The organism is Chondromyces apiculatus DSM 436 (assembly GCF_000601485.1).
GTDB lineage: Bacteria > Myxococcota_A > Polyangia > Polyangiales > Polyangiaceae > Chondromyces > Chondromyces apiculatus.
This window is the reverse complement of the sequence record NZ_ASRX01000060.1, coordinates 1-24,648: the sequence shown is the minus strand read 5'-3', so window position 1 is coordinate 24,648 and position 24,648 is coordinate 1. Positions and strand designations below refer to the sequence as shown.

14 protein-coding genes are annotated in these 24,648 nt (G+C 71.6%); 4 read left to right on the top strand and 10 right to left on the bottom strand.

The features are described 5' to 3' along the window. Nucleotides 1–17: 17 nt before the first annotated feature. On the bottom strand, nt 18–776 hold the full coding sequence (locus CAP_RS31010) for a hypothetical protein (RefSeq protein WP_044247451.1): 759 nt from the start codon (nt 774–776) through the stop codon (nt 18–20). A gap of 438 nt (nt 777–1,214) precedes the next feature. Between CAP_RS31010 and CAP_RS31005 the strand changes: the two genes are divergently transcribed. Next, nucleotides 1,215–1,433: an acyl-CoA carboxylase biotin carboxyl carrier protein subunit gene (locus CAP_RS31005; RefSeq protein ID WP_044247450.1), complete on the top strand. Its 219-nt coding sequence runs from the start codon at nt 1,215–1,217 to the stop codon at nt 1,431–1,433. A 57-nt stretch (nt 1,434–1,490) separates the two neighbouring features. Here CAP_RS31005 and CAP_RS31000 read toward each other — a convergent pair whose 3' ends face one another. Next, the gene (locus tag CAP_RS31000; RefSeq protein ID WP_044247447.1) at nt 1,491–2,513 is read right to left on the bottom strand and encodes an MlaD family protein; all 1,023 of its coding nucleotides are present in this window, start codon (nt 2,511–2,513) and stop codon (nt 1,491–1,493) included. 102 nt (nt 2,514–2,615) lie between these two features. On the opposite strand from CAP_RS31000, the gene CAP_RS30995 reads away from it, so the two are divergent. Next, nucleotides 2,616–3,356, top strand: a complete 741-nt coding sequence (locus CAP_RS30995) for an ABC transporter ATP-binding protein (protein WP_044247446.1) — start codon at nt 2,616–2,618, stop codon at nt 3,354–3,356. A 22-nt stretch (nt 3,357–3,378) separates the two neighbouring features. Here the strand turns inward: CAP_RS30995 and CAP_RS30990 are convergent, their stop codons facing one another. From CAP_RS30990 to CAP_RS30980, 3 genes are read right to left on the bottom strand one after another with little or no spacing between them, the layout of a single operon-like run. Further along, nucleotides 3,379–4,278, bottom strand: coding sequence for an MlaE family ABC transporter permease (locus CAP_RS30990; protein ID WP_081865445.1), 900 nt, complete (start codon nt 4,276–4,278; stop codon nt 3,379–3,381). Between the two features lie 10 nt (nt 4,279–4,288). After that, nucleotides 4,289–5,125, bottom strand: a complete 837-nt coding sequence (locus CAP_RS30985) for an MlaE family ABC transporter permease (protein WP_081865444.1) — start codon at nt 5,123–5,125, stop codon at nt 4,289–4,291. Nucleotides 5,126–5,151: 26 nt separating this feature from the next. Further along, the gene (locus CAP_RS30980; protein WP_044247520.1) at nt 5,152–6,405 is read right to left on the bottom strand and encodes a glycosyltransferase family 4 protein; all 1,254 of its coding nucleotides are present in this window, start codon (nt 6,403–6,405) and stop codon (nt 5,152–5,154) included. 150 nt (nt 6,406–6,555) lie between these two features. Here CAP_RS30980 and CAP_RS30975 point away from each other — a divergent pair, with 150 nt between their 5' ends. Continuing rightward, complete coding sequence (locus tag CAP_RS30975; protein WP_052376370.1) at nt 6,556–8,406, top strand: hypothetical protein; 1,851 nt, start codon at nt 6,556–6,558, stop codon at nt 8,404–8,406. A 50-nt stretch (nt 8,407–8,456) separates the two neighbouring features. Here CAP_RS30975 and rsgA read toward each other — a convergent pair whose 3' ends face one another. The 5 genes from rsgA to CAP_RS30950 all read right to left on the bottom strand — a co-directional run bounded on the left by rsgA (nt 8,457) and on the right by CAP_RS30950 (nt 23,007). Continuing rightward, the gene (gene rsgA, locus CAP_RS30970) at nt 8,457–9,563 is read right to left on the bottom strand and encodes a ribosome small subunit-dependent GTPase A (protein WP_081865443.1); all 1,107 of its coding nucleotides are present in this window, start codon (nt 9,561–9,563) and stop codon (nt 8,457–8,459) included. Between the two features lie 87 nt (nt 9,564–9,650). After that, nucleotides 9,651–11,090: a reverse transcriptase family protein gene (locus CAP_RS30965; protein ID WP_044247445.1), complete on the bottom strand. Its 1,440-nt coding sequence runs from the start codon at nt 11,088–11,090 to the stop codon at nt 9,651–9,653. A gap of 375 nt (nt 11,091–11,465) precedes the next feature. Further along, nucleotides 11,466–13,370 carry an SWIM zinc finger family protein gene (locus CAP_RS30960; protein ID WP_044247444.1) on the bottom strand — a complete coding sequence of 635 codons (1,905 nt, stop codon included), beginning with the start codon at nt 13,368–13,370 and terminating at the stop codon, nt 11,466–11,468. Continuing rightward, on the bottom strand, nt 13,367–20,266 hold the full coding sequence (locus CAP_RS30955) for a HEAT repeat domain-containing protein (protein WP_044247443.1): 6,900 nt from the start codon (nt 20,264–20,266) through the stop codon (nt 13,367–13,369). The genes CAP_RS30960 and CAP_RS30955 overlap by 4 nt, the downstream gene beginning before the upstream one ends. Further along, nucleotides 20,263–23,007, bottom strand: a complete 2,745-nt coding sequence (locus CAP_RS30950; protein WP_044247441.1) for a hypothetical protein — start codon at nt 23,005–23,007, stop codon at nt 20,263–20,265. Before CAP_RS30950 ends, CAP_RS30955 begins: the two co-directional genes overlap by 4 nt. Nucleotides 23,008–23,312: 305 nt before the next feature. Here CAP_RS30950 and CAP_RS45905 point away from each other — a divergent pair, with 305 nt between their 5' ends. Next, the gene (locus tag CAP_RS45905) at nt 23,313–24,635 is read left to right on the top strand and encodes a retropepsin-like aspartic protease (protein ID WP_052376369.1); all 1,323 of its coding nucleotides are present in this window, start codon (nt 23,313–23,315) and stop codon (nt 24,633–24,635) included. Nucleotides 24,636–24,648: the final 13 nt, after the last annotated feature.

Genomic DNA, 24,648 nt, shown 5'->3' with positions numbered 1-24,648 from the left:
ACGAAGCTCTCCGGCGACTACAGGCAGCTGCAGAGCGGGTCGCCAGGGGAGCAGTTGCAGGGCTTGCTGCCCGCGCCTGCGCCGGCACCCTTGCCAGCGCCAGCTCCTGCGGCCGCGCCCTTGATCTGCTTCTGCTTCTCCTGCTCGGCCTCGAGCTGCTTCTGCAGGGCGAGGCGCGTCGCCTCGTCCTTGGCGCTGTCGAGCTGGCGCTTGAGCTCTGCCTCTTTCTTCTCCGAGTTCACGCGCTCGGCCTCGAGCTTGGCGAGCTTCTCGTTGGCCTCGGCCATGGCTGCTTGCTGAGCCGCAGTCTGCCGGTCGCGCTCGTCGATCTCCCTCTTCACCAGGAAACCTGCGAGTGCGCCGAGCACGACGACACCGGAGACCACGCCGATCAGGAGCTTGCGGAGCTTCTTCTTCGATTCGTCGTGCTTGAGGGCAGCGAGCTTCTGCTCATGCTCCTGCTGCGCCGACAGCGCCGCGATGCGCGCATGCTGCTCGGCCTCCACGCGCGCGCGCTCCACCTCTGCATGACGGATCGCGTCGAGCCGGGCAGCCTCCTCGCGGGAGCGCTGCTCCTCCACGCGGCGGCGCTCTTCCTCGGCCCGGATGCGCGACTCCTCTGCCTCACGCGCCCGGCGCTCCGCGTCGAGTCGGGCCTGCTCAGCGGCCGTGGCCGCGGCAGCCTTGGCGTGCTCCTCGGTCTTGATCCGATCCTCCTCGAGGTTCATCAGCTCCTTGAGGGAGAACAGGACCGAGCTTTCCTTCTGTTCCGACATGACCCGTGGCTCCTTCGAAGCGGGCGCGTATTTACGAACGGTGGTGGCGTGAGGTCCAGCCAGCGAGGCCGGGCGGGGCTTCCTTCCAGGGCCCGCCGGCAGCGTGCCCGGGCTGGCATTCACGGAAGGCAGGGGGATTGTGACGCACAGAGCGACTCTCGCGCAATTGTTCAGTGAAGCTCCCCGCGCGACGCGCGACGCAGATTATCGCGATGGGCTGGTGGTAAACCAACCAATTTCGTCGCTCTGCGCGCTGGTATCTGGAAAGACACGCCGCCCGGGGCGGGGTGCAGGGACGGGAGAAACTCAGCCGTCAGGAGGGCACGAAGCCCCGACGAACCGAGCTCCGCAGCGGAGGAAAGGGGAGGAGGTCCAGGAGAAAGCGACCTCGGCTTCGGTCTCCTCAGGCCATGCGCAATGTACTAGGGTCGCGACCCCATGGCGAAAGTGATCAAGGCTCACATCACGGGCACCGTCTGGAAAATTGAGGTGAAGCCAGGCGACACGGTCGAAGAAGGCACGGTGGTGGTCATCCTCGAGTCCATGAAGATGGAGATGCCCGTCGAGGCCGAGGAAGAGGGGGAGGTGGCCGAGGTCCTCATCACCGAGGGGCAAGCCGTCACCGAAGGGGCTGCGTTGGTGCGGCTGAAGGATTGAGCCAGCGAGCGCACCGCACGCGCTCGGGGACGTCCAGCGCGCCGTGTCGCTCGCAGCTCACTCGCGCCAGAAGAACTTCCAGGGATTGTGCTTGAGATCGCGGGCCATCTCCTGGAGGTCGTCGAAGAGCTGTTCGTCCATCACCAGCGCCCCGACACTGCCCTTGCCTCGCCGCACGTGAGCGAGGATGGCCTGCGCGTCGGTGGTGGCAGCACGGGCGCGGCTGGTGATGTCAGCAACGTCATCGAGCATCTTGCGCAGCTTGACCTGCTCGGCCTCACCCCCGACGGTCTGTGAGAGGCGCCGGGCATTGGCGAGCGTGACGCGGGCGTCCGCGGTGAGCGGCGGCAGGTCCTGGGCAGCGGTGGCCGTGACGCGCTCCGTGTTGGCGAGGATGCGGTCGATCTGCGGGTTCTCCACGTACTTCTGGCGCGCTTGCTTCACCGTATCGCTGGCATCGAGGCTGATCTGCTCGACGTTCTCCGCGATGCGGTCGAGGCGGTCCTGGTTCCGGTGCATGAAATCGCCGGTGCCGCGGAGCGTCTTGCGGAGGCCGTCGAAGGCGTCGGAGATCTCCTCGCGGTTCTCGCGCATGGCGGAGACGGTGGAGTGGAGGAGCTCGTAACCCTCGGCCAGGAGCATGTCGAGCCGCGGGGGGTCGAGCCCACGCACCACGGCCCCCTGCGGGAGCTCGCCTCGGTCCCCGGAGCCCGGCTCCACGGCGAGGAACTGCTCCCCGAGCACGCCCTGGGTGGTGACATAAAACACGGCGTTCTCGCGGATGCTCTTCTGATACCGCTTCTCGATGCGGGCCTCGATGCGGACGAGGGGGTCGCGCTGGCGGGTGGCAGGGTTGACTTCCCCGCGGAACTGGACTTCTCCGAGCTTGCCGACCTTGACCCCCGCGATCTTCACGGGGGCTCCAGGCTGCAGGCCGCCCGGGTTGTCGAAGTCGATGTAGATCGAGTACGTGGGCTGAAAATTCAGCCCACCCATGACCAGGATGAACGCGGCCAGGAGCCCGACGGCCGTCAGGATGAGGATGCCGACCTTGACCTCTATCGAACGCGGGCTCGCCATGCGCCCTCGATCATGGCCGATTTGCGCGGTGGGAGGTGAGGGAAATCCGGGTTCGGTGGTGCCGGGTGGTGAGGCGACACCACGGCGGGGGCTCGGTCGCCCATGATCTCCTTCCGCAACGTCCGCAAGTCCTTCGGCGCCAAGACCGTGCTGACGGACGTGTCGTTCGACGTGGGTGATGGAGAGGTCTTCTTCATCATCGGTCAGTCAGGGGTCGGCAAGAGCGTGCTCATCAAGCACCTCGTCGGCCTACTCTACCCGGACGGGGGAGAGATCTGGCTCGATGGCGAGGAGATCAGCCGCTTCGACGAGGCGCGCATGTACCCGGTGCGGATGAAGTGCGCCATGGTCTTCCAGCACTCGACGCTCTTCGATTCCATGACCTGCGCGGAGAACGTCGCGCTTCCGCTGCGCAAGCACCGGAGCTTGCGGCCCAAGGAGGCGCTCGACGAGGCCCGCCGGCGCCTGGACCAGGTGCACATGCGCGAGTTCGCCGAGCGCTACCCGCCCGAGCTGGGCGACGGCATGCGCAAGCGGGTCGCCATCGCGCGGGCGCTCACCCTCGATCCCCGGTACGTGCTGTTCGACGAGCCGACCACCAGCCTGGATCCGGTGAGCGCGCGCCGCGTGGACAAGCTGATCCGGGAGCTGAGCGACACGCTCGGGGTGACGAGCATCGTGGTGAGCCATGATCTCGTCAGCATCTTCAGCATCTCCGATCGCATCGTGATGCTCTACCAGGGCCTGGTGAAGCTCCTGGGGACCCAGGAAGACTTCCGGCGCGCCTCCGATCCCGTGGTGCAGCAGTTCATCCACGGGCGTGCCGAAGGTCCCATCGAGTGAGCCCGGGGTTGTCGCGCGCGCCTCAGCGGAAGACGAGGAAGCCTGCCGTCGAGATGACGACGTCGAGCATGATCACCGCCAGCGAGGAGTTCACCACGGCGCGCGTGGTCGCCCAGCCAACGCCTTCGCTGCCGCCGTACGTCGACAGCCCCGAGTGGCCGGCCACAACGGGGATTGCCGCGCCGTAGGCCAGGCACTTGGCGAGGCCCACAGTCAGGTCCCCCGCATCCACCAGGCTCACGTTCACGAAGGTCCGGGGCATCACGTCGAACTTGGTGTAGGCCATCGCCATCCCCGCGCCGAAGGCGATGACCGAGCTCCAGATGATCAGGCAGGTGGTCATCAGGATGCTGGCGAGGAAGCGGGGCTTGATCAGGTAATCGATCGGGTCTGCGGCGCTCATGCGCAGCGCGTCGACCTGCTCGGTCACCACCATGGATCCGATCTCGGCGGCAATGCCGGCGCCCACGCGCGTGGCGAGCATCAGCGCGCCGATGGTGGGGGCGAGCTCTCGCACCAGGAGCTCCAGGTAGTTGGCGCCCAGCATGGTCAGATCCGGCACGACCCGCTTCGTCTGCGTACCTGCCTGGTAGACGAGGATCATCCCGAGGAAGCTCATCACCAGCGAGAGGAAGAAGATCGAGCGGTTGCCGATCTCGTACATCTGCAGGAGCACCGCGCCCCGCTCGCGCCGCCCGTTCACGCAGTAGTAGAGCGTGCGCACGAAGACCGAGGCCAGCCCGGAGGCCTGCTGGAAGAGCTGAATCGCCTCTGCGCCGAGCGCGGCGACGCCGCCTGGTGCGGGAGCGATCTCCGGCAGATCTGCCGGTGGCGGCGCGCCCTGCGGGCCCTGTGGGACCTGCGGCGTGCGGGCGACGTGTCGTTCCGCAGGTGCGCTCGGGTGAGGGGCGGAGGTGGCCATGCGCAGGCAATCACTCGAGGGTGAAGGAGACGAAGTAATCGAGGATGAAGATCCCGGCCGCGGAGGCGACGACCGTGGCATTGACGGCCCGACCGACGCCTGGCGCGCCGCCCGTGACGCTCAGGCCGTACTGGCAGCTCGCGAGCGCCATCACCACCCCGAAGACGACGCTCTTCGCCAGCCCGTTCATCACGTCCCCGAGCCCGAGCAGCCCGCTGGTCAACCCGTTGTAGAAGACGGCAGGGGCCACGCCGAGCAGCGCATCGCTCGTGAGCGCCGCCCCGAGCAACGCCAGCGCGTCGGCGAAGATGGTGGCGAGGAAGAGCGTGAGCACCATGGCCACGAAGCGGGGGGCGATGAGGAAGCTCACCGGGTCGATGGCCAGCACGCGCAGGGCGTCGATCTGCTCGGTCACCACCATGGTCCCGAGCTCGGCCGTGTTGTTGGCGCCCACCCGGCCGTTGATCATCAGCGCGGTCAGGAGCGGCGCCACCTCACGCAGGGTCCCGAAGCCTGCCCCCCATCCAATCAGGCCGTAGGCGCCGAAGCGCTCCACGAGCGGAGCGGCCTGGAGAACCATGATCGCCCCGGTGAACAGCGCGGTGAAGATCACGATGGCGATCGACTTGACCCCCATCTTGTACATGTTCCGCTTCAGCTCGTCCCAGTCGACCTTGAAGCGCACCAGGCGCTTCAGGATCTGGGCCGCGAGCAACCCCATCCCGCCCACCATGGCGGCGATCTCGAGAAAGCTGACGCCGAGTTGATGGAGCGACGTGCCCTCCGCCGTCGCGACGCGAAGGGGGGCAGGGGAGGGTTGCGGCGGGCTGGCGGCAGGGCGCGACATCCAGGCCGCGCGAGCTTAGCCCAAGCTCATGCTGCGAGCGGCATCGAATCCCCGAAGGCGGCGCGTTCGAGGTACATCCGCAGCCGCGAGGCACTCTCGTCCCAGGATGGCGGGGCCGCCGCGGAGATCTCCTGCTCATCCCAGTGCCGTGTCAGGGCGTCGCGGAGCGCCTCCGAGAGCGCCGGGACGTCTTCCGGCGGGACCAGGAGGCCCGTGCGACCCTGCTCGATCACGTCGGGGATGCCGCCGACGTTGGTGGCGACCACCGGCCTCCCCGAGGCGAGCGCCTCCAGGATCACGTTCGGTGTTCCCTCTGCATGGCTCGGGAGGGTCACGATGTCCCCCGCTGCCATGTAGCGCGCGACCTCCTCGAGCGGGCGCGGCCCCGGGATCACGATCTGGCCTCCTGCTGCCTCGATGCGCCGTGCTGCCTCCTCCTCGAGGGCGTGCCGCTCGGGCCCGTCGCCCACCATGACGAGGCAGGTCGGCTCATCGCCGGAAGCCTGGGCCACTCCATCGAGCGCCGCCACCAGCTCTCGCACCCCCTTGTGCGCTGCCAGCGTGCCCACGAAGGTGATGATCCGGGCCTTCTCGGGAAGCCCCAGGGCGCGGCGTGCTTCGAGCTTGTCCTGCGGGCGGAAGACGCTCCGGTTGACCCCGTTCATCACCAGCGACGTCCGCTCTGGCGCGGCACCCATCTCGACGAGCATGTCGACCATGGGACGGCTCACCCCGAAGGCGGCGGAGGCGCGGCGGAGGGCGGCCCTCACCAGGGGTTTCACCGAGGGCCACTGCGCCACCACGTTGACGTCTGTGCCATGCCCCTTCACGGCGTACGGGATACCCAGGAGGCGTGCCAGCGCAGCAGCCGCGCATGCATCCGGGTACAGGAAGGCCCCCATCACCACGTCGAACCGGCCTCGCAGCCGTGGAAGCTGGGGAAGCAACCCTCCGAGGTAGAGGGGTGCATTCACGGCCGCCAGCAGCTTGCCGGCGCCTGGCAGGTAGGGGGCGCGCGGGTGCTCCACATGGATGCCGTCGATCTCGTCGCGCTCGGGCACGACGGAGAGCCTGGCTGGGCGGGTGCGCTCGCCGAGGAGCCCGGCACCTGGATAGTAGGGGATGGTGGCGAGCACCTCGACGTCGCACTGGCGTGAGAGCGCGGCGAGTTGCTGTCGCTGGAAGGGGCAAGCCAGAGGCTCGACCCGGTTGGGGAAGATCCGCGTGACCCAGAGGACGCGGAGCGACTGAGACGTTTGGCTAGGCGATTGGGGGTTCAAGATGTTGTCTTTGTTACGCAGAGGTAGGCCACCCACCATGAGGCGGTTGCGCATCCGCGCGTACGCTGGGGACCTCATTCGCAGGGTGGGAGCGACGCGGACGTCGCTCCTTCGCGACGGGGGCACGGGCTGGAGCATCTGCCATGAAGAGTGTTCCCCTTTCTCTTGCCGCTCTGGGAAGCCGACCTGACCGCGCGCGCGGCCGTGGAGCAGGGCATTGCTGCCAGCGTGACCGACATCGGTACGGGAGCGCTCCTGACGGGCGCGGAGGGCTCCCTTGCCGGTTTGGCGCGCGCCCCGCGTGCCGAGTACGGGTTCTCCCTCGGAGGTTCCTACGCCCGGGCCGCGTACTTCACCCTCGGCGCTGCCCCATCGATCCCGAACGATAGCGCCTCTGCCGCGCTCGACGGGCGCGCTGCCTGGCAGACCTCTCCACGGACGAGCTTGTCGTGGAACACCGGCGGCTACCTGGCGACGCGGCTTGGAGTCCGGGCGGATGACGCGCTCGCCCAGCGCGACCCCTTCCTGTACGGGCAGCGGCTTCAGTACACGATCGCAACGGGTCCCGGCTTCTCGGTGACCACCTCCCGACGCTCGTTCCTCGACATGGCCGCGAGCTACGAGCAGACCGGCGCCGTCAGTGGCGAAGATCCCAGGGCCGTCGGGGTCGATACGCACGAGGCCCTGGCGAGGCTGCGGTACAGCTACGAGCTGAGCGACGTCGACGCGGTCGGTCCCGAGTTCGAATACAACTACACCCACTACTACAACGCCCTGCTCGACATTTACCTGAACCGCGGCAGCGCCGACGTCCATGCAGGGACGGCGCTCTTCCTGTGGACGCATGCGTTCGGGAGCCGCACGGTCACGCGGATCGGCGCTGGCGTGACGGTCGCGAGCCCGCCGCCCATCGTGGGATCCACCGCCGCCGTGGTCGCCCCCGCGGCCCGCGCGGGGCTGACCTATGCGACAGGCCGCTACGACTTCATGCTGGACTACGCTTACGAGTACACCTCGCTCGGCGCGCGCATCGGGTACGGCCAGGAGCACAACGCGATCGCGCAGCTCAGCTTCCTGCCGCTCAAAGGGGGCAAGTTCCGCGACGTGGTGATGACCGGCGTCGCCCGCGCGGCGATCGGGAGCGCTCCCATCGCGGCGAACCCACCTGTTCTCCCCGACCCGGACCTCGTCCCTCCTTCCCTGGAAGGCACGCTCACCACCATCACGGCGGCGGCCGGGGCCCGGATGGATGTTCCGCTCCTGGTCGGGTTGCAGATGTACGGCGCGTTCGACCTGGAGTTCGTTCGCGCAACGTTCGATCCTCCCTCCGTTCTGGGACAGACCAACGGCGGCTTGCGGACCATCTGGACCATCGGGATTTCCGGCACGATCTCCACGGATCGCCGCCAGATGGTTCCCCAGGAGCCTGCGGGTGATCCTCGGCTCGACACGGGCGCGAGCGCGGCGCGGACGGCGCTGACCAGGTTCGACAGCGCAGCGACGCAGACGGACCTCGTCGGGATAGAGAACCAGATGACCCCCGCGCTGATCGCTCCAGGCGACACGCGGCAACCGACCAAGGCCGAAGAAGAAAGTCGTTCGACGACAGAGAACGACAAGCGCTCCACGACGGAGAACGACAAGCGCTCCACGACGGAGAACGACAAGCGTTCCGCGACGGAGAAAGAGCGACAGAACAAGGGCACCACGAGGACCCCATCCGCTCCCGGGAACGGCGCGCGGACGGCTCCCGGGAACAGCAGTGCACCTCCAGTGGGCGGCAGCTCCCCGCCTGCAGATGGCAGCAAGCCGCCTGCGACTGACAACGGCACCCCTCCGCCGGACCCCAGCAATCCTCCTCCAGCCGACAAGGATGGCTCACCGTCTCCCCGCAATGGCGCTCCATCCAGGCCGGACAGCGGCAAATCCCCCACGGCGCCCACGGAGTCTCCACCTCCCGGCTCCGCTCCCGGGAACATCGCGCCCCCTTTGCCTCGCTGAGCACCTGCACGGCGGTGCGCTCTCCCTGACGAGAGGCGGCGGTGGAGGGCTCAGCGACGACGGCGCCCCAGCCGTGCCAGGAGCGCCCTTCCCAGCACGCGCTCCCCGCGCCCCTGGGTTCCCCGTGCAGCCGCCCGGCGCGCCTCCACCTGCAGCCCGAGGAAGCTCTCCAGGCGTCCCCGATCCAGCTCTCCGGCAGCCACGGCGGCGGCCACGGCGCACCCTGGCTCCTGCTCGTGGCGGCAGTCGCTGAACCGACAGCGCTCCGCGAGCGCCTCGATGTCGGCGAAGGCACCGCTCACCCCTGCCTCGGCATCCCAGAGGCCCAGCTCACGCATCCCCGGCGTATCGATGATCACCCCGCCCGCGGGCCTGCTGAAGAGCTGCCGGTGGGTCGTCGTGTGGCGCCCTTTTCCGTCGGCCCGCAGCGTCCCCACCACCTGCATCTCCGCGCCGATCAGCCGGTTGAGCAGCGTCGACTTGCCCACCCCCGAGGACCCGAGCAGCACCCCGGTGCGCCCTCCCGTGAAGTAAGCGTCGAGCGCTTCGAGTCCCTGGCCCGTGTGGCTGCTCAGCAGGTGCACGGGCACTCCCGGAGCCGCCGCCTGCACCGCCGCGACGGCATGGCTCGGGTCGACGTGAAGATCGGCCTTGGTCAGCAGGACGACGGGAGTGACCCCTCCCTCCATGGTGAGCGCCAGGTAGCGCTCCAGGCGACGCGGGCTGATGTCGCGCCCGAGCGCGCTCACCAGAAACGCCACATCCAGGTTCGCGGCGAGCACCTGCTCCCCCCGCTGTTCGCCTGCCGCCTTCCGGGCGAGGCGCGTGCTTCGTGGCAGCACCGCCCGGATCACGGCCGACCCTCCTGGAGGCAGGTCCACGACCACCCAGTCGCCCACCGCGGGCCACTCCGCCTCCCCACGGCTGACGGCCCGACGCATACGCCCTGGAAGGGCTGCGGCGCGCTCTCCACCAGCGAGGCGCACCATGAACATGCCCTGATGCTCGGCGCAGACGCGGCCCACCTCATCGCCGCCGCTGCCGAGCTGCGCGAGCGCTTCCTGCTGCCACGCTCCCCACCCGTAGGGCGCGAGCACCGCCTCATCCACGCGGGGGAGGGGAGGGGAGCCGTCGTTGACGTCGTTCACCGGGACCATGCCGGATGGTCCTGGACCAACGCTGGGTGCTTGTCGAGGGGGCAACCACCCGCGCCCCGAAGCCGTCGCATTCCGCCCGCCTGTGCCTCAGCCGCCCGCGCGCGTCTCCAGCGCGGCGAGCCGATCGAGGAATGCCCGCCCGCGCACCGGGTCGGCCATGAAGACGAACGCCGCGAGCCCCTTGAGCTGGGCCAGCGTCTCTCCCTTGCCCTCGCGCCCCAGCTCCCGGTTGCGGATGGCCGCGCGCAGCTCCCGCACCTTCTCCCGCGGCACGCGCACCGGCGGCACGGACGGCCCCGCCGCGTTGACCACCAGGCCCGTCACCTTCTGCTGATCCCCCCGCCGCATCACGGCCGTCTTCGTCGGGTGCAGCCGGAACCCCTCGGCCCCGAGGATCTCGCGCGTCCCGTGCAGGAGGGGACCGATCGGCGCGCGGGCCCTGGGGACCTCGCGTGAGGTCTCCCCGGTGGCCGGAGACTTCCACGAGAAGGTCAGATCGTCTGCGTACCGCGTGTAACGGAGCCCGAGCTTGCGCGCGAGCCCCGCCATCCTCCGGTCGAGCCTCAGGCAGAGCGCATTCGTGATCGCTGGCGAGGTCGGCGCCCCCTGCGGCAGCACCCGTGGCCCGCTCGCCACGTAGAGCGTCTTGCCCCGGAACTGCACCACTTCCCGCGGCGCCTCCGTGGAGATCAGCGCCAGCAGCGTCGCCGGCCCCTCGGCGAGGCCCGCCTTCCGGAGCAGCCCCCGCACCCGTCGCCAGGTGACGGTCGGGAAGAAGTCCTTGATGTCGATCTTGATCACCACGTCCGCGCCAGCATGCACGGCCGCGTTCGTCACGATCGAACGCGCCGAGAGAAACCCGTGTGCGGAGCCGTGGACCGGCAGCTTCTCGAACACGTTGCGGAGTGCCCACCGCTGCGCGCGCTTCAGCTCCTTCTTGGGCGCCGTGATCAGGCGCTCGCTCCCGTCGCGCTTGGGAATGGTCCAGCGCCGGTAATGGCTCCCCGTGTCCACCTCGCGGTGGAACGCGAGCCAGCGCAGACGCGCGACCGACAGCTCCATGCCTGCTGCCAGATCTTCCGCGCCTGCGAGCTGCGGCAGACCGAGCGCCTTCGCCCGCTCCTCGCGCTGGGGGACATCGAACTTGTCGGCGCCCTTCTTGTCCTCCCAGTGAACCCCCTGGCCCAGGTGCGCGATGTGGGTCCCCAGGTAGGCCTTCCAGGCCAGCCGGCGCAGCGTGCGCCGCTCCTTGACCTCGGCCTTCTTGCGCTCCTTCCACTGGGAGCGCTCCCGCTCCGACATCCGCGCCGGATCGCCGCTCACCAGCAGGCCCCGCGAGGTCAGCTCGGCCTGCACCCAGGCGTCGATCCCGCCCGCCTCGGTGATGGCCTTCCAGCGGGCGACGCGCTCCTCGTGGGCGCGCTGCCGCTCCTCCGGGGTGCCCGCGGGTTTCACCGAGGGCGCGGTGGTGACGGGAAGAATGGCTGGCTGGGCTGCCTGGACGATCGGGTCGATCTTGGCGGTCACGGCTCGTTCCCGGGGCTCGGACGGCGACGAAGGGAACGGGCGATGGGAGTGCCGGGTCGCGCCGCGGAGCGAGGCGCTGAACGCATCACCTTCTTCTCTTGGGGCACGGTAGCCTCACCGGTTCTCCGGCGCTACGCGCTCTACGGCGCCGGGAGAAACGGCGGTCGAGGCGTTGTCTCAGATCTCCCGGCGCCGTAGAGCGCGTAGCGCCGAAGAGAACCAAGAACAGGCTACCTTGCTGAGAATGACCAGTGGTTACTCCAGAGCGGCGCGACGCCGCTCCTGCGCTCAAGGCGCGGAGTCTGGTGCGTTCAGTACCTCACTTCGTGGCGCGACACGGAAACCCCGGTCGCCTCGTCCTCCTCCTGTCCCTGCTCACGCCGACGCAGCGTCGGCATCCACGAACCCTTCGGACGCGAGATCTTCCAGACGTCGGAAGTATGCGTCTCGCGCTTCACGGTCCGTGTCAAACCAAATGCGCTGGTGCCTCACGCTTGATGCGCGCGACTCCACCGGAGCCGTCGCCGCAGCACCGGACCAGCCGGTGGCGCTCCGCGCTCCCCACTGCACGTAGACCACCCGGTCGTCGAGCGAGACCCGGTACACCGTCTCGGCTCCGCTCTCGTCCCGGCGCACATACGTGCGCGTCTCGGCCCGGATGAGCTGACGCCCCTCCTCGGTCTGCCGCAGCGCGTCCTCCTCGACACGCTTGCGCGCATAGGCCAGCCGGAGCGCGATCATGTGCTCGCAGGGCCCCTCGCGCAGACCGCTGCGCCGGAAGGTGGGGCAGGTGCAGGACGCATCGGAGACGCGCCCTTCGAGATCCATGGTGAAGTGCGGCGGGAACTCCCGGCGCGCCTCCAGATCCGTCACCTGCCCGTGGATCTCCACCCCTTCGCCGGCGATCTCGTGGATCTTCGTGATCTTCACCTCGCCCGCGCCAGGTGCCTCCGGTGTCCCCAGCAGCCGGTGCGCCCGCGCTTCCCGCGGAGATCCGTAGCGAATGAGCTGCTCGTCCACGGCCTCGGTGAACAGCGCCCGCGGCCGGTACACCTCCCGCGCCACGTCGAAGATGGCCCGACCACGCAGGCATTCGAGCTGCATCGCCGCCCGGACGGCCTCCGTCTTCACACCTGCCGCTTCCGACAGCGCCGAGAGCCCCAGCGGACCCCGCTCCACGAGCAGCGCCGAGAGCCGCGTCGCGAGCGCTCCGAGCTCCACCTCGGACGCCGCGCTGTGCGGCATGAGCGCGTCGAAGGACGCGGCGCTCGCCCAGCTACTCTCGGTCCAACCCGTCATCGCCGCCGTGAGCGTCGCCTTCCCGAGGTCGATCACCCAGAACACCGGCAACCCCGGCCCCCTGAGCTGCACGCGCACCCGCTTCGCGTGGGGGAGCACCCGCGCCAGCGTGAGCAGCCGCTGCCGCCCGAAGGTGCGCACCACCCGCGGCGCCCCCTTGAAGGCAGGCCCGTGGCTCTCCAGCACGATCTCCCAGGGCTCCACGATCATCCGCGGCGCCCTTCCGGGCACCAGCTCGAACCTGAGCCCCCGCGGCGAGGTCTTCGCCTTGCGCGTCCGCAGCGTGAACAGCGCGTTGTACAGGTCCACCGGCTGCAGCTCGCACGTCACGGCGGGCAGCGTCGCCGCCGATTGCACCTGCAGGAACCCGCGGAGCCACGTGTACGGCACCGACACCGGCCGATCCTCGCCCGGCGCCCGTCCCGCCACGCTCACCCCGGCATCCAGATCCACGGCGGCGTACGGCCGGAGCCTGTCCACCTGGGCGATCAGCTCCGGAGACAGGTCCGCGAACGTCGTCCCGTGCGCCGCCTCGCGCCCCTCGAACAGATCGCTCGCGAAGGCCACGCGCGCATAGGCGCTCTCGTCGCGCGAGAACACCTCGAGCGACACCTCGTCCGGGTGCACCGTCAGCACCGGATCGAGCGCGCCCGAGGTCTTCGTGTCCTCGTCGAGCGCCTTGTCGAGGAACGCCTTCTGCGCCTCCCAGATGGCCGCCGTCGCCTTCTTCCCCTGCTTCATCAGGTAGGCGAGGTACGCCGTCCGGTCCCGGCCCTTGTAGCGAAGATCGCTCTGCAGGATCGCCGCCGCCGCCATCAGCGTGTCGCGGAACAGCGCCGGATCCTTCACCCGCCCGCGAACGCCCACCGTCCCGCGCCCGCCGTCGAGCGCCACCCGCACGTCCGACGCGAGCGCCGTCGCGCTCACCTCGCTCCGGGCCGCATAGCGAAGTTGCACCGAGCGCGCGGGGGTCGTTGTCATGCGTTCGCTCCGGCCGGTCTGTCAGCGTTCTTCGCCGCGTTCATCGTCTGCAGGGTCTTCGCCCTGTCCTCTCGCTCCGCGCGCCGCTTCGCCCTGCGGTACGCCCGGTAGGCTGCTTTCCGCAACGCGATGTCCGTCTTCTGCTTATCAAACGCCAGAGTTTCCAGCAACGTCATGACATCGCTTCCGCCCACGCGACCCAGCGCATGGATCGCGTCCAGCCGCGAGGGCACATCGGCGCCGGATTTTGCCAGCGCGAGGAGGGGCTCCACCTCCTTCCGGGAGATGACCGCGGGCAGCACCAGGCGCCGTCCCGGCTCGGTTCCCGTCAGCGTGGCGCGGGTCGCCGGCGTCGCGGCCGCGGCCAGAGGACCGAGGGCCACCGGATCGAACGGCACCAGGCTCGCTGCCGCCTTGGCCGAGCTGTCCGGCGAGAGCGCCGCCAGCGCGGCCGCGGCCGCCATGCGGACTGCCGGCGCGATGTCCTTCAAGGCAGCCCCGAGCGCCTCCACGTCCGGCGACGCACCTGCCCCTGCCGCGCCCATCGCCCCGAGCCCGCGCACCGCCTCACGCCGCACCGTCTCCGGAGCGACAGCGTCTCCCCCGCGTGCCACCGATCGCAGCGTCGGCAAGGCAGCCACCGCGCGCAATCCCCGCAGCGCCCACACCAGGTCGCGCCACGCGGCAGCCTCCACGGCCCGCTCCGCGCCGTGCACCTTCGCCCACCGCGCCGCCGTCTTCCTCTCGGCCGCCACCGCGGCCCCCCGGAGCGCCTCGCGCTCCGCGTCCGACGTCACCCGGTCGGCCTGCGCCCCGAGGATGTACGCCGCCGCCTTCCGCGCCGAAGCGTGCTCCTCCTCCAGCAGCTTGATCAGCGCCCCCACCGGCAGCGTGGGCCGATCCAGGAGCCCCATCGTCAGCCGCGAACGCAGCCCCTCGTTCTTCAGCTTGCCGAGGCGCGGCACGACCTCTCCCGGATCCGCCTCCTTGGCCAGGTACGCCGCTGCCGGCTCCGCGATGTAGTCGCGCGTGCTCTCGACGGCGAGCAGCTCGACCCGCATCCGATCCTTCGGGAACAGCCGATCGAGCGCCTTCCGTGCGCTCCGCGCCAGCTCGGCGCTCCCCTCGCTGAGCAGCCGCGCCAGCACCGGCTCCGATGCCATGTCGCCCAGGTGCCCGAGCTCCACCGTGGCGGCCACCCGCAACGCATCGGACGACCCATCCTCGCTGAGCGCGGTCCTCTCCAGCAGCACCCGCGACCGCTCCCCGCCGAGCCACCGCAGCGCCCGCGCTGCCGCCATCCGCACGTCGTTCGCTTCCGCCTCGAGCGCCTGCTCCACGCGCCCCACCAGGCGCCTCCGCGCCTCGCCCTCGGCCTGCTTCGCCGCGAGCCTCCCGAGCGCCTCGGTGGCCGCCGCCTGCATCGACACCTCGACCGGCGCCTCCTTCGTCCCCCCGCCGGCGACGGTCTCCAGCTCCTCGGTGGCCCGCGGATCCCCGAGCGTCCCCAGCCCGAGCAGCGCCCGCTCCCGCTCCCCGCCCTCTCCGGCGCGCGAGAACAGAAGCAGCGGCCGCAGCGCCGCCCCGAGCCCCCGCGCCGCCGTCGCCTCGGCCGCCGCCAGCATCAGCTCGCGCGACCCCGCCCGCAGCACGGCCTCCACGGGCCCCGTCGGCGCCTGCTTCTCGATCACCCGCTTCGCGTAGGCGCTCACCGCCGCGATGCGCGTCGGCGCATCTCGATCCGCGAACAGTGGCACCAGGATCTCGCCGGCCTCCGGGTCATCCCCGAACACCAGCTCCCGCGCCGCCGAAAGCCGCAGCGCGACATCCTTCGCGTGCGCGGCGGCGCGCAGGAACCGGAGCGCCTGCGCCGTCGCCTCTGCCGTCGGCACCTTCGGCGACTCCAGCTCCTCGGCCGAACGACGCCGGTCCACCCCCCAGGGCGCCCCCACCACGTCGAGCGCCGCCTGGAAGGCCGCGGCCCGCACCTCGGCCGCCTCGTCCTCGAAGCGGCCGATCAACGCCCCGAGCGCGTCCACGTGGCGCATCGCCCCGAGCGCGCGCACCCCGGCCGCCCGCGCGCCTGCCTCGGACTGCTCCTCCATCCACGTCGCCACGGCCTGCACCGCCGCCGGGCTCCCCAGCGCCACCAGCGCCTCTCGCGCCCGGTTCACGTTCGCCGGCTGATCCGCGCGCAGGAACGCCGCGAGCACGTCCACCGCCCGGTCGTCCCGCCGGCGCGCCGTCAGCTCCGCCGCGCGCAGGCGCAGATCGTCGTGCTCGCTCTCCATCGCCTTGTAGAGCGCAGGCACGATCCGCGCGTCGCTCGCCGTCGCCAGCCGGTCCAGCACCCCGAGCCGCAGATCCGCGTGCTCGCTCCCGAGCGCCGCCAGCAGCGGCTCCAGGCTCCCCTTCGGGCTCAACCGCTCCAGGATCTCGAAGGCGTACCGCCGCACCTCCGACACCGGCGCGTTCAGCGCCCGCACGATCCGCGGCCGCGCCGCCTCACCGCGCTGCGAAAGCTCGTCCAGCACCGCCCGCGCCACGTCGGCCGACGACGACCCCAGCGCCAGCGCCAGCGGCTCCTCCGACCCTGCCGGGAACAGCGCCTTCAGCCCTGCGAGCGCCGCCCTCCGCACCAGGTGGTTCGGATCTTCCAGCGCCCGCGTCAGCGGCGGGATCGCCGCCGTCTCGCTCACGTGCCCCTTCGCGCACAGATCCACGATCCTGTCGATCGCGTCCCGCCGCACCCGGTGCCCCTCGTCGTCCCCGGGCGACACCTGCCGCAGGAGCCCCAGGTACGCGCCGAAGGCCAGCCACCGCAGCCGCTGCTGCTCGGCGACCGAGACCACCCCGGCCTCGGCCTCGCGCGCCGCAGCCGTCGCCGCCGTCGCCGCCGACTCCCCCCGCCCGAACAGGTTGCGCACGATCCCGCCGACCTTCGCGCGCACCCCCTCCGCGGGCGCCGGCGCGGCCTCCGCGGCCCGCCCTCCGTCGTCCCGCGCGAACAGCCGCCTCAGCCACCCCTTCTGCGGCGCCGCGTCCGTCTCCTCCGGCCCCCGCGGCGTCGTGTCGGCCAGGTACGGCTTTCCAGCCGCCCGGAGCTGCCCCACCTGCCGCGCCTCGCGGAAGTACTCTCCGGCCTTCGCCCGCAGCCGCAGCACCTGCGCCGCCGCGTACCGCTGCTCCGCGCTGTCCCCGGCCAGCGCCTCCGCCAGCCCCACCAGGATCCGCGCCCGCTCCTGCTCCGACGGCCAGCGCTTGTCTTCCCCGGCGGCGTTCTCCCCGTCCGCCTTCTCCTCGCGCCCCTCCGCGCCTTTGCCCACGCTGCTCCCCGCGCCCGCGGGCTTCGGCGGCGTCAGCACCTCGATCAGGTGCGCCAGGTACTCCTCCGGATCGGTGCGCAGCTCCAGCGCCCGCGCCGCCGCGAAGCGCACGTCGCTCCGCTGCGACGACAGCGCGCTCGTCAGCAGATCCGGCGGATCCCCCCGCCGGAACGCCCGCAGATCCCGCGCCATCACCAGCGCGAACACCAGCTCCTGCACCTCCCGCGAGGGGTCTTCCAGCCCCTGCAGCATCCCCCCGAAGCCCTCGGGCCCGAGCGCCGCGAACGACATGATCGTCGCCACCCGGATCGGCGCGTGATCGTGCCGCAGCGTCCCGATCAGCACCGGCAGCGCGCGCACGTCCCCGAGCCGCGCCAGCCCGTCGGCGGCCCACGACCGCACCGCGATATCCTGGTGCCCCAGCGCATCGAGCAGGAAGCCCTCGTCGCCCGGACGCGCCGCCATGGCGAGCCCGCGCGCCGCCTGCTCCCGCACCCCCGGATCCTCGTCCTTGAGCAGCTCCGTCGCGAAGTACCGCAAGAGCCGCTGCAGCCCCAGGGTCGCCAGCGTGCTCGACGCCCGCCGCCGCAGCGCCGCCACGGCCGGCATCGCCGCCGCCTGCTTCTGCAGCTCCTTGTCCGCGAGCAGCGCCCGCATCGGATCGACGAGCCGCTCCTCCCGCCGCTCCGCGCACAGCTCCGCCGCGCGCACCCGCAGGTCCAGGAAGCTCGACTGCAGCCCCACCGCGATCGGCCCGTTCTCGCCTGGGAGCACCCTGGCGAGCGCCTCCACCGCCGCGATCCGCGGCCCCGGCTCCGCGTCCTCGAGCTGCTTCAGCAGCGCGCTCCGCAGCGCCGACGCCGACGCCGCCCGCGCCCCGCGCGCCCCTGCCACGCGCAGCGCCGGGTGCACCGACCCCATCGCCGCGAGGTGAGGCTCCGCGACCTCCACCCCCCGCAGCTTCACCACCGCCTCGTAGGCCGCCTGCGCCACCGCCGCGTCGCGGTCCCCGATCGACTTCTCCAGCCGCTCGCGCGCCCACGGCTTGTCCCCCGCGGCCCGCAGCTCCTCCACGGCCCGCAGCCGCAGATCCGGGAACCGCGCCGCGAGCGCCCTGTCCAGCGCCCGCTCCGGATCCTTCGCGTGCCACGACCACAGCGTGCGGAACGCCTCGCCCCGCACCTTCGCCGCCTCGTCCTCCACCGCGTCGGCCAGCAGCGCCTCCGCCTCTGCCGGCCGCTCCCCCTCCGCCGGCAGCTTCACCAGCGCGTCGAGCCCCCGCACCCGGATATCCTGGTGCGACGACCGCAGCGCCACCTGCGCCACCGCGAGCGGCCCCCGCGCCTTCAGCGCGAGCTGCCCGAAGGCATCGAGCGCCGCCGCCCGCACCGACGCGTCCGCGTCGTCGAGCATCCACACCAGCCGCTTCTCGGCGCGGCTGTCGTGCAGCACCGACAGCGCCATCGCCGCCAGCCGCCGCAGCCCTGGATCCTGCTCCCGCGTGAGCTGGAGCAGCGCCCCGAGCGCCCGCATGTCCCCGAGCTGCGCCAGCCCCCACGCCCCGCGCACCGCCGTGTCCGGCGTCCGGCACGCCATCGCCGTCAAGAGCGGTTCCAGGTCCGCCTCCGCCGGCTCCGCGCCCGCCGCGCCCACCCCCGGGATGGACGCCCGCGCCTGCGCGATGGCCTCCTCGCTCACCTGGACCGCGCCCTTGCCGTCCTTCCCCTTGCCGTCCTTCCCCTTGCCGTCTTTCCCCTTCGCGTCCGTCGCCCCGCCGGCGGCCTCGATCGCCACGGGCCCCTTGGTCAGCCCGAGCTTCGCCTGCGCCAGCCGCCGCGCGATGTCCTTCACCGTCCGGCCCAGGTCCGGATCCTTCGCCTCCAGCACGTGCGACAGCGCCCGCCGCTCGATCACCTTCGCCGCGAACGCCAGCCGCCGCACGTCCGAGTTCTCGTCGTCCAGCGCCCGCGCCACGATCGGCCCCAGCACCGGCGTCGACAGCCACCCCGCCGTGGTCGCCTGCAGCAGCACCTCGGCCCGCAGATCGGCCGGCCCCCGCTCGAACGCCGTCCGCAGCGGCTCCGGTTGCCCTGGGTACAGCCGCATCAGCTCCGACAGCGCCGTCAGCCGCACCGTCGCGTCTCGGTCCGAGAGCTTGTCCGCGATGAGCCCCGGCACGAGCGGCGACGCATCCTTCAGCGCCGGCAGCGCCGACAGCGCCCTGCAGCGGATGTCCGCCGACTTCGCCGCGAGCGCCGCCCGCAGCGCCGAGAGCGGGCTGTCCTTGTCCAGCTCCCGCAGCGCCTCGAACGCCGACTGCCGCACCATCGCGTGCGCGTCGTCCAGCGCCTCGCGCAGCTTCGGCCGCGCCTCGCGCACCCCGTTCACCGCGAGCTCCATCGCCGCCTGCGACCGGATCTCCGCGTCCTTGTCCTGCCGCAGCGCCTGGAGCACCAGCTCCAGCGCCTCCGGCTCCGTCATCTGCGCCGCCTTCTTCAGGGCGGCCTCGCGCGCCGGCTTCGCGCCCGACATCGCGCTCCCCAGCGACGCGAACCCGTGGCTCAGCTCGTAATTCCGATCGACCGGCAGCCCCGCCGCGTCCACCGCCTGCCGCCACACCGTCCGCCGGTCCCCGCCGTAGAACAGGATCCCCGTCCCCTGCTGCAGCCCGGGCGCGAACGCCAGCGCCTGGAGCGCCTGCGTGCTCGTCTCGATCGTCCGCGGCTTCCGGCGGTCCTCGAGCCGCCACACCTTCACCTTCCCGTCCTCGCCTGCGGACAGGAACCTGTCGCTGACCTCCTTGCCGTCCACCTGCGCCTCGATCGGCGGCAGGAACAGGAGCGCGTTCACCGCCCCGGTGTGGCCCGTCCCGCCCTCACCGCGGCTCTCGAACTCCACCTCGCCGACCAGGTACCAGAGCCGGATCGTCCCATCCTCCCCGGCCGACGCAAGCCGCCCGTCCCGCGGCGTGAACGCGAGCGCCAGCACGCCCCCCTTGTGCCCTGGCATCTCCCGCACCGCGCCCGACGCGAGCGTCACCACCCGCACCACCCCGTCGTCCCCGGCGGCGGCGCACAGCTCTCCCCCCGGATCGAACGCCACCGCGCGCAGCGGCGCCGTCGACAGCGCGAACGTCGCCCCTGCCGTGAGCGCCGCCCCCGCGCCCAGCGTCCACAGCTTCAGCGACCCATCGTCGCCCACCGTCGCCAGCCGGTCCCCGCGTGGCGACGCCGCCACGGCCCGCGCCACGCCCGCGTGCGCGGCGACGCCCTTCCCCCCGGCGCTGCTCCCCTCCGCCACGGACAGCACCCGCAGCTTCCCGTCGCTGCACGCCGCGGCCAGGTGCGCCGGCTCCCCGCCGCCCGCCACCGGCACGAACGCGAGCCCGAGCACGTGCGCGTCCACCGCGATCGACCGGAGCCGCTTGTTCGCGTGGTCGTCGTACAGCGTGACCTCGCTCGCTGTACCTGCGCCCCCCCGCGCTGCCGCCCGCACCCCGCCCACTGCCAGCAGCCGCGACGTGGCAGCGAGTGCCCGGACCTTCTCGAAATGCTCGATCTGATGGCTCATCCGCGGATCCCCTCGATGGCAAGACCCGGGTGGGCCTTGCGCAGGTGCATGAGCGCCGACAGGCACGCCTGCCACTCTCCCTTGGCGATCGACCCCGTGAGCTCCGACAGGAGCGGGACCACCACCTGCGCGAACGCCGCGTCTTCCACGGCCAGATCCCGCACCACCTCCACCACGTGCCGCTTCGCCACGCTGGCCGGCAGCTTCCGCTTCGACGCCGCCTCGTCACGCCCCTCGGCCTGCCGCCCCCCGGGCAGACCGAACATCACGTACCGCAGGAACGCCTGCAGCGCCGGCAGGTCCGCGAACGTCCCCCCCTCGCCGAAGTCCGCCGGCAGCGACGCCTGATCCCGCGCTCCCCGCGGCTTCCACCCTGCCGGCAGATCCCGCGGCCGGTGCTTCTCCCAGAGGAGCCGCACCGCGAACGTCCGCACGTCCCGGTCCGCGCTCTGCATCAACCACCCGAGCCGCGTCGGCCCCCCGAGCCGCGCGTAGTGCTTCTGGATCAGCTCCAGCCCCAGCTCCCGCGCGGCCCGCTTCGTGCTCTCCGTCAACCCGAACACCGCCTCGGGCGACAGCTCCTCCGGCAGCAGCGTCAGCGTCGGCACGGCTGACGGCTCACCCACCTTCCGCAGCGCATCGGACGCCAGCGTCCGCACCTCCCGCGCCTCGCTCTCCGCCAGCGCGTACACCCGCGCCTGGTAGCCCCACCGCCGCAGCTCCACCCGCGTCACCGCCGCCGCGAACCGCCGCACGTCTTCCCGGTGATCGAAGAGCCCGGGCCACACCCGCTCTGCCGTGTACGAGTCCTGCGTCAGCGCCTGCTTCAACCCGAGCGCCTTCACCTCCGGCTGCTCCGGCCCCAGCACCGGGTGGTGGCACCTGAGGTACGTCTGCCCGAAGGCCCGCATCGGCTCCGGCTCCTTGTCGCCCAGAGCCAGCTCGAACAGCCGCGCGATCCCCGCCTCCCGCTCCCCCGACTCCGCGAAGTCCCCAGGCTTCAGGTGCTCCAGCAGATACCGCCGCGCGAACGTGTGGAGCTGCGGATCCGCCCGCCGCGCCAGCGCCAGGAGCCATGGCAGCCCGATCTGCCGCGACGTCACCAGCTTCCGGTTCCCCAGCACCGAGAACGCCGCGTCCCGCGTCTTCGCGCTGAACACCAGCCCCTTCACCCGCTCCACGTCGAGCCCTGGCAGGCTGTCCGCGTCCTTGAGGAGCTGCGCCACCTTGCTGCTGATCTCCGGCCGCGCCAGCCCCTCCAGCAGCCACGCTGCCCCGATCCGCGACGCCTTGTACTTCGCGAGCATCCGCATCGCGTGGTCGGCGGCCCCCGACACCTGCTTGCTCCGCGGATCGTCGAGCACCTTCTTCCACAGCTCCGGCCCCAGCTCCTCCTGCTCGTACCGGCTCTGCAGGTACCCCTGCGACCACGTCTGCTGCGCCCGGTCCCCGAACAGCATGTCGATGAGGAAACTCTCCGGCAGCTCCGACCTGTCGAACGACTCCGACAGCCCCTTCACCGCCCAGCCGTTCACCTCGCTCACCGACAGGAGCCGCCCGAGCAGCGCGTACCCCAGCGTCCGCGGCCCTCGCCCCGTCAGCACCGACGCCGCGAACCCCCGCGTATCGCGGAAGCTCGTCGCGAGCAGCCCCACGAGCCGCTCCGCCTCCATGTCCTGCGCGTGGGCCCGCGCGTACTCGATCGCGTACGTCCGCGCCTTGTCGCTCGGCGACAAGAGCAGCGCCAGCACCGCCTCGTGCAGCCCCTTCGCCCTCAGCTTCGCCTGGTGCAGCTCCGGCGACCCGAGCAGCGTCTCCACCAGGAACTCGTGCGCGCTCGCCAGCGGCCGGTGTGCCAGCCTCCCCAGCCACTCCGGCGTCACGTTCCGGAGCTGCTCCGGGAAGTCCTTCCGCATCCCCTCGATCGCGAACCGCGCCGCCGGATCGCTCTTGCACACCTCCAGCAGCAGCATCAGCGCGTCGGGCGACCGCTTCCACGCCTCCGGGTACGCGCGGAACTTCACCATGTCGCTCGGCGGGTTCTGCGCGAAGAACATCTGCCGGTTGTACTTCTTGCTCCCGTGCGCCCAGACGTGGTTCGCCACCCACAGCGCGCGGAAGTTCGTCCCCGTGTCGTAGTGCCGCAGCACCTCCACCGCGAACTGCGGGTAGAGCTCCGGCACCGACCGCCCCAGCTCCCGCAGGAACCGCCATGCCCTCCGCCGCAGGTAGATCAGCGTCCCCCGCGACACCTCCCGCCGCCCGAACCGCGTCAGCTCCACGTCGAACCGGTACGCCAGCGCGCCGAACATCTGCGCATCGAGCCGCGCCTCGGCCAGCTTGTAGATCCGCTTGATCCCGCCCCAGGCCCCGAACACCAGCGGCGCCGACTGGAACGCCTCCAGCATCTCCGCCCGCACCGGCTCCGCCCCGTCCTCGTAGAGCTTCACCAGCAGGTCTGCGAGCTGGAACCGCGGCGGCGGCTCCGGATCGGTCTGCTCCAGGAACCGCTGCCACGCCTCCGTCGACTTCTCGCGCCGCCGCTGCGGCGTCCGCTGCGCCTGCGCTGCCGACAGCATCCGCAGGAACGCATCGACCGTCAGCGCCCCCTGCCGCACCGGCTGTGCCGGCTGCGGATCCGGCTGCTGCAGGAACTTCTCCAGCGTCTCCGAGAGGTTTGGCGAACCGGTCTCGGCGAGCCGCTTCAGGTTGTTCAGGTCGATGAGGTTCGCTGTCGTCACCGCAAGCGCTCCTGCCGCGAAGGTCCGCGGGAGATCGGGGATGCGTAGAGGGCGGACTTACGTCGGCGCCGCAGCATCGATGGGGTCGCCCCCACGGGTCAAGCGAACTTCACCCCGGGAGGGCAGGGGAGGGGACCATGGCCGGGAGGGGACCATGGCCGGGAGGGGACCATGGGCGGGGAGAGGCCCGGCACGCGCGCGCAGGGAGCCATGGGAGGACCGCGAAAGATCCAGGGGACCGCCCCACCATGCCCCACGCCCACCGCGCTTGCCGCCCCATCCCCCTCACGGCATGACCCCTCGCGATGGCCAAGAAGCGTCCCACCTGCCATGTCCACACGGAGGTCCCCGCGGTCACCACCTGTGTCCGCTGTTACTCCGCCCTCTGTGCCATCTGCCGCATCCAGGTCGGCACGGACGCTTCCTGTGCCCCTTGCGCGCGCTCCAAGCGCCGCGCCCCGTACGTGGGCGGCGCCATCGCCCTCCTCGCCCTCGGCGCCATCGCCTTCGTCACCCACCGCGCCACCACCAGCTACGAAGCCCCGTTCGACCACGGCGAGCACACCAACGAGATCTTCAAGCTCGACGCCGCGCTGAAGAAAGAGCCCTGCGACCGCAAGAAAGCCGAGCAGCTCGCCGGCTACCTCCTCGACGCTGGCGACAACCGCGCCGTCATCCAGCGCGCCGCCGACTTCCTGGCCAAGTGCGGCCAGAACTCCCGCCTCAGCACCCTCTCTTCCCAGGCCCACCAGAACCTCGGCGAGTGGGAGCAGGCCGCCAGAGACCTCACCCCCCTCGTCGAGGCCGAGCCCTTCAACCCCTTCCACCGCGCCTTCCGCGCCCGCGCCTACCAGCAGCAGGGCAACCTCGAAGCCGCCGCCGCCGACTTCAACCAGGCCCTGCTCCTCTACCCCAAGGCCTTCGACCTCCCCACCGAGCTCGCCACCGTCTACGACAAGCAGGGCAAGCACTGCGAGGCCGCCTCCGTCCTCCGCCAGCTCCTCTTCAACCACGCCGCCAGCGCCCCTGCGGAGGCCCTCCAGGCCCGCATCGCCGACCACGAACAGAAGGGCGGCTGCGCCACCACCGGCGCCAAGCGCGCCGTCTTCCGCATGGCCCAGGGCAGAGACTACTTCCAGGCCCAGGTCCGCCTCGGCGAAGCGGGCCCTGGCGAGATCACCGCCCCCTTCATCATCGACACCGGCGCCAGCTACGTCACCTTCACCCGCGCCCTCGCCGACCGCCTCGGCCTCAAGCTCGCGGGCGCCCAGACCGTCCAGCTCCGCACCGCCAACGGCCAGCGCACCGGCTACCTCACCCTCCTCCCGGCCGTCGCCGTCGAGGGCCTCGAAGCCAGGAAAGTCCCCGCCGTCATCGTCGACGAGCTGAGCCCTGGCGTCGACGGCCTCCTCGGCCTGAGCTTCCTCACGCGCTTCGAGCTCCGCCACGCCAACCGCGTCCTGGAGCTGCTCGTCCCCAGCACCCCCGGCGCCGTGCCCAACGCCTCCGCCGCCCCCTCCGCCGCGCCCTCGTCCCCATCCGTTCCCCCCTCCGCGTCAGCCGCGCCCGCGGCAGCCTCTCCCTCCGCCGCGCCCGCCGCCCCACCACCCCCAGTGCCAGCCCCATGACCACCCCCCTCCC